This is a genomic window from Neiella marina (assembly GCF_002165625.1).
Classification (GTDB): Bacteria; Pseudomonadota; Gammaproteobacteria; order Enterobacterales; family Neiellaceae; genus Neiella; species Neiella marina.
In genome coordinates this window covers 1-5,007 of sequence record NZ_NGNS01000042.1, presented here as the reverse complement: position 1 = coordinate 5,007, position 5,007 = coordinate 1, and the positions used below count along the sequence as shown (strand labels likewise).

Sequence of the window (5,007 nt, the reverse complement as noted above, 5' to 3'; positions counted from 1 at the left end):
TGAGGACGGCAGTAATAGACATAAAAAAATCCGGCTCCATAAGGGGAAACCGGATTGTCCTATGTTCAGAAGATCGGTCAACCGATCCTTAACTGATCAGCATTGCCTGCATGCAGGGGCTTTTTTACAACATGGCGTCTTCAATCTCTATCGCTTGGCTTTCTTGCGGCAGGCGACTAGCAGCAACCCCGCTAACATAAGCACTGCCGCCGAAGGCTCAGGTACATCAACCGGCCCATTGTTGACTACCACTTCGGTCACAGCGCCCAACTCAAATGGTACAAAGTCGAATAGCTCTCCTGTGACAAAGGTAGCAGTAAAATCGCCAAAGCCAGCATCCCACTCCATGAACACATCGAGAATACCCAGCGTGTCGGTCGCATCAATGAACAGAAACGTTAATCCCAGCAGCGGATCTGTCGGATCCACTTCTAGGTCGGCGACGAAAGCATCGGCTGAATCGAACGTCAAACCGAGAAAATCAAACGATTCCCAGCCATTAATAAAGCCAAAGTCATCCGCCAGAGCGGTGTCATAGACAATAGAGCCTTCAACCGCGCCGCCGAAAATAATTTCTTGAGAGATTAGGGTGGCATTGCTGGCAGCACTAAAAACTAGTGTTGAGGCTAAACATAAAACCGATAAAAACTTCTTTAACATCTTTTTGATTCCTTAAAAGTCCCAGCAGCAAATAGCTGCTGGGAAATCACAACATGTGGCGCGATTACTCGGCCGTTAATTCCAAAACAGTTGTTCCTTGTTCGACACCATCGCCATCGTAAAACGTCACTGCGCCCATATAGGTGTGGCCGGCAGCTAGTCCTTTGGTGGTAACGGAGACACGATTGTCGCGACCTGCTATCGCACGGGTGCTGGCTGAAACGCGAGTGGTTGACGGATTTGCTGAATCGACAAACCAACTCGGCATTTGATAGCTCACAACCGCTTCAGCGGTGCCATCAATGTTCTTAGCATGCACCATCACGAGGTAGACATTACCGACAGAAATATCGTCAGCAGGCTCTGGATCGACAACCATGACAGTTTCATCAGATGTATCGCCAGTAGAACGTCCAACGAAGCCACAACTCCACTCAATACAACGGTAGACATATAAATCCAGATTCGCACCAGGGACACTTACTAGCTGATCGCTGAGGCTAAAACGGAGGACTTTGACGTCGTCAGTAATTTGGAAGAAGTGCTTGCCGAGACTAGCCTCGTAAAAAGCGAATGAACCGTCTTCATCTTGGGGGATGGTTTCGGTGGCGTAATACGGAGCAGTCATACCGAGAGATTCAGTGCTTGTGCGGCCGCTGTAGCTCATTGCAATACGGAAGCTCAATCGATCGCGTGCCGCGTTGACGGTATCGCTGATTGATTCCGGTGCCAAAATCAACTTAGGCGTGACAACCTTGATCGCGATTGGGCTGCGAACTGAATGGCCAAAGCTATCTGTCCAAGTAATAGCGCCGAATACCCATTGGTTCAGCACTGCACTATCATTCGGTGTGAAGACCAGCGCATACTGAGCACGACTGCCTGCAGCGACGACCAGTGAGCCGTCCTCTTGGGCGGTGAACAATTGCACATCAACGCCTGCAGGAGCTTCAATTGTTGCCGTGTATACCGAATCAGTAGTGCTGACATTGGTTACTGTTCTGAGCACATCCTCGGTTTCGGACAATTCCGAAATGGCAATAGAAGCCGAATTGAGTTCACTTGGATCAATGTCGAATTCCGCATTGACGTAGGCCTGACAACTGTAACCGCTGATACCGGCAACAAAGTCTTCTTGCTGCAAACCACACATGAATGCCATGTAATCAAAGAAATTGGCTTCATAAGCGAGACCTGGTGTCATTGCGGCGACTGGCGCTGCGTGGCCTGCGCCAAAATCAAATGGATCGGCAGGGGTGACGCCGTCCTCTTTGACAACAGTCTGATAGCTAGAGGTCATCAACGCAGATTTGATAATTGATGGAGTCCACGTAGGGTTTTGTTCCTTCAATAAGGCTGCCATACCTGCGATATGCGGTGCCGACATTGACGTGCCTTGCAGGTAGGCAAATGATTCACCTTGAGTTGCAAAGGCTGGCGCTGCGGTAGTTGCCGCCAAGATTCGAACACCCGGCGCAGTAATATCAGGCTTAATTAGGTCGCCGGTTGATAGGTTTGGCCCACGCGAAGAAAAGTCACCCATGATATTACCGACTTCGGTGCTGGCAACAAAGTTGCCGACACTTAACGTCGCAATAGGAGCGAGTTCAGCATCGATTTGACTGGCTAGCAATTCGCCATCGGCTTTACTAACCATGACGCCAGGAATATCAAAGCTATCATCACCGCCCATAACTATTGGACTTCCGTCGTCATTGGTGTACACCACGACAGCCACGGCACCAGCTAATTGCGCGCGAGCAACTTTCTCAACAAATGCGCAACTGCCACGTGATATGACCGCAATCTTACCCGCGATAGCTTCGGCATTATCGAGAGCCGTCGGTGTGTCTTCGGCAACAAAACAAGCTTCCAACGGGCTCGCCACTACCAATGCTGCGGTAATGTCACCAGACTCTACCAATGGCTTTGTGATCGCGCCTTCCACCGATTGATAGTCCACTGAGAACTCATCGGAAGTGGTGACACGAATGGCGTTAGTGACACTTTCGCCGGAGTAAGTTGACGCCGCTACACTCATGACCCACGGAGCCGGTGTGCCAACTGTTTGCGCTGTAGGGCCTGAATTACCGGCTGATACGGAGACAAACACACCTGCTTGCTCAGCAAGTAGCATTGATGTCGCCGCAGGTGTCGTTAGATCAGTTAAACTACCGCCAATGGAGTAGTTGATGATGTCTACACCGTCGGCGACGGCTTGATCGATTGCCGCCATGGTATCGCCATAGAAACAGCCGCTTTGTTCTTCGCCATCTTCAGTGACAAAGTCACTATTCCAACAGGCTTTGTATGCTGCGACTCGAGCTCTTGGTGCAATGCCGGTTACGGAGCCGATGTCGGTACCAAATAGAGTTGCTGTTACTGATTCGTTACCTGCAGCGGTGCCTGCAGTGTGGCTACCGTGGCCATCTGCGTCTCGCGGCGAATTAAATTCCTCTTCAATTAGCGGGTAGGCTGCGACAAAGGAGCTATTAAAGTAACTAGCTCCAATCAACTTGTAATTACAGTTGAATGTTTCGTCATCACCCTGATCACAGTTGCCATTCCAACCGAGCAAAGCCGGATCTGAATAAGAACCATCATCAGCAAAACTTGGATGCTCCGGCCAAATACCGGTATCAACCACGCCAACGATAACGCCTTCACCCTTAATATCTAAAGAGTGTTGACCATTGCCGCCATTGAGGCCGAGAAATTCTGGTGTATTTGCTGTTGTTGGTTTCTGTAATTCATCTTCCCATACGCCTACAACATCAGGATCGGCAGCTAAAGCCGCGGCCTGTGACTCGGTAAGCATGGCACTGAAGCCATTAAATGTATGAGTGTAAGAGTGGTGAATCTTCGATAAGCCCGCTTTTTGGGCGATCTTTTGGTGCAATTGCTCTAGTTTGTCCGTATGCGACTTTACAACGGCTTGTTTCGGATTGTAGCTATTATTGGCAAACGCATTGCTTGGATTACTTGGAGTCAAACCACCGCTGAGTTGGGCAATAGTAATGCCGGCGGGATCTTTAAGTTGAACAATGTAGTTTTTGCTACTGGATTGGTGAAAAGTGGATTGGCCGAGAGCTTTGAATTTCGCAGTATCCGCTGCTGTTACTTCATTTGCCGAAGACATCGTTGGCAGTAAAAGCGATGAAGTTAGAAGTAAAAAGCTCGACATCCTTTTGTCGTGAAGCATTCTTAATCTCCTTTATTAAGGTATATGCTTTTTATTTGATTAATAACTGTTTGTCGGTATATCTCCCGATACGGCTAAGAGACGGTGTGCTATCAAGCAAAACTAATGCCTTAAAAAGGTGTTTGATGGCATTAGATTAAAAACTCGATTTGTGAGTCGAATTTAATATAGTCAACAGTTGCTTAGTTAGCGTTGAAGACGTCCGATTTTTTATCTCGACCTGTCGTGTGGCCAGTTAAGTTTGAGTAGCGGCCCGACTGCAAAAGTAGTTTTTGTGGATCTGGCTGGCGCGATTTGGTGTGTCTACCGGTTAAAACAAGCCATTGTTACCGGGTGGGTAAGGAAAATGTGGCGCCATTTGTCTATTGGGCTCAGTCATTATTAATAGACATTTTGAGAATCAAAATTAAAAAGAGAGCGATAGCTCCGGTTTTTGTGCGTTTTTTATCCTGAAATTACGCAAATCTTGATGCTTTGAATAATAATTGACCGCTCGGAACAAAAAGTTAAAAAAGCCCTTGACCGAATTCGAAGAGTCCCTATAATGCGCCTCCACTGCTTCGGGGCAACGGCAAACTTCTAAAGTTTCAAACTTTCTCGAAGCACTCAATCAACCAGGCTCTTCAAATAACGATGAGCAGCGATTTGAAAAAAGATTTCAAAAAGCGGTTGACACTGAGAATCGGAAGCGTAATATACGCCTCCCGCAGCCAAGGAGCTGGTCGAAATAAAACATTCATCCATGAATGATTTCGACATTCACACATCCTTGTGCAGCACGCGCATTTTAAGGCGCATCGCTCTTTAACAATTAGCAAGACAATCTGTGTGGGCACTCGCAGTGAGTTGAGATAAAAAATTATCAACTTATTGAAGAGTGTTCGAATGAACAGTCAATTCGATTAATCGAAATCAATCAGTTGAGCAACGCATTAAACTTTTTAATTGAAGAGTTTGATCATGGCTCAGATTGAACGCTGGCGGCAGGCCTAACACATGCAAGTCGAACGGTAACGGGAAGAAGCTTGCTTCTTTGCCGACGAGTGGCGGACGGGTGAGTAATGCTTAGGGATCTGCCCAGAGGTGGGGGACAACAGTTGGAAACGACTGCTAATACCGCATGATGCCTACGGGCCAAAGGGGGC

2 protein-coding genes and 1 rRNA gene are annotated in these 5,007 nt (G+C 47.8%); 1 reads left to right on the top strand and 2 read right to left on the bottom strand.

What is annotated here, in order from left to right:
- Positions 1 to 147: 147 nt before the first annotated feature.
- Both CBE68_RS18530 and CBE68_RS18525 read right to left on the bottom strand, forming a co-directional pair.
- Entirely contained in the window at positions 148 to 660 is a 513-nt protein-coding gene (locus CBE68_RS18530; protein WP_087507710.1) for a PEP-CTERM sorting domain-containing protein, read from the bottom strand.
- Between the two features lie 64 nt (positions 661 to 724).
- Positions 725 to 3,862: a S8 family serine peptidase gene (locus CBE68_RS18525; RefSeq protein ID WP_087507709.1), complete on the bottom strand. Its 3,138-nt coding sequence runs from the start codon at positions 3,860 to 3,862 to the stop codon at positions 725 to 727.
- Positions 3,863 to 4,804: 942 nt separating this feature from the next.
- Here CBE68_RS18525 and CBE68_RS18520 point away from each other — a divergent pair.
- Positions 4,805 to 5,007: ribosomal RNA gene (locus CBE68_RS18520) — 16S ribosomal RNA — on the top strand; the annotation flags it as partial.

Excerpts from the sequence above, each read along its gene's own strand:
- CBE68_RS18525 (WP_087507709.1), bottom strand. The coding sequence starts at position 3,862 with ATGCTTCACGACAAAAGGATGTCGAGCTTTTTACTTCTAACTTCATCG.
- CBE68_RS18530 (WP_087507710.1), bottom strand. The coding sequence starts at position 660 with ATGTTAAAGAAGTTTTTATCGGTTTTATGTTTAGCCTCAACACTAGTT.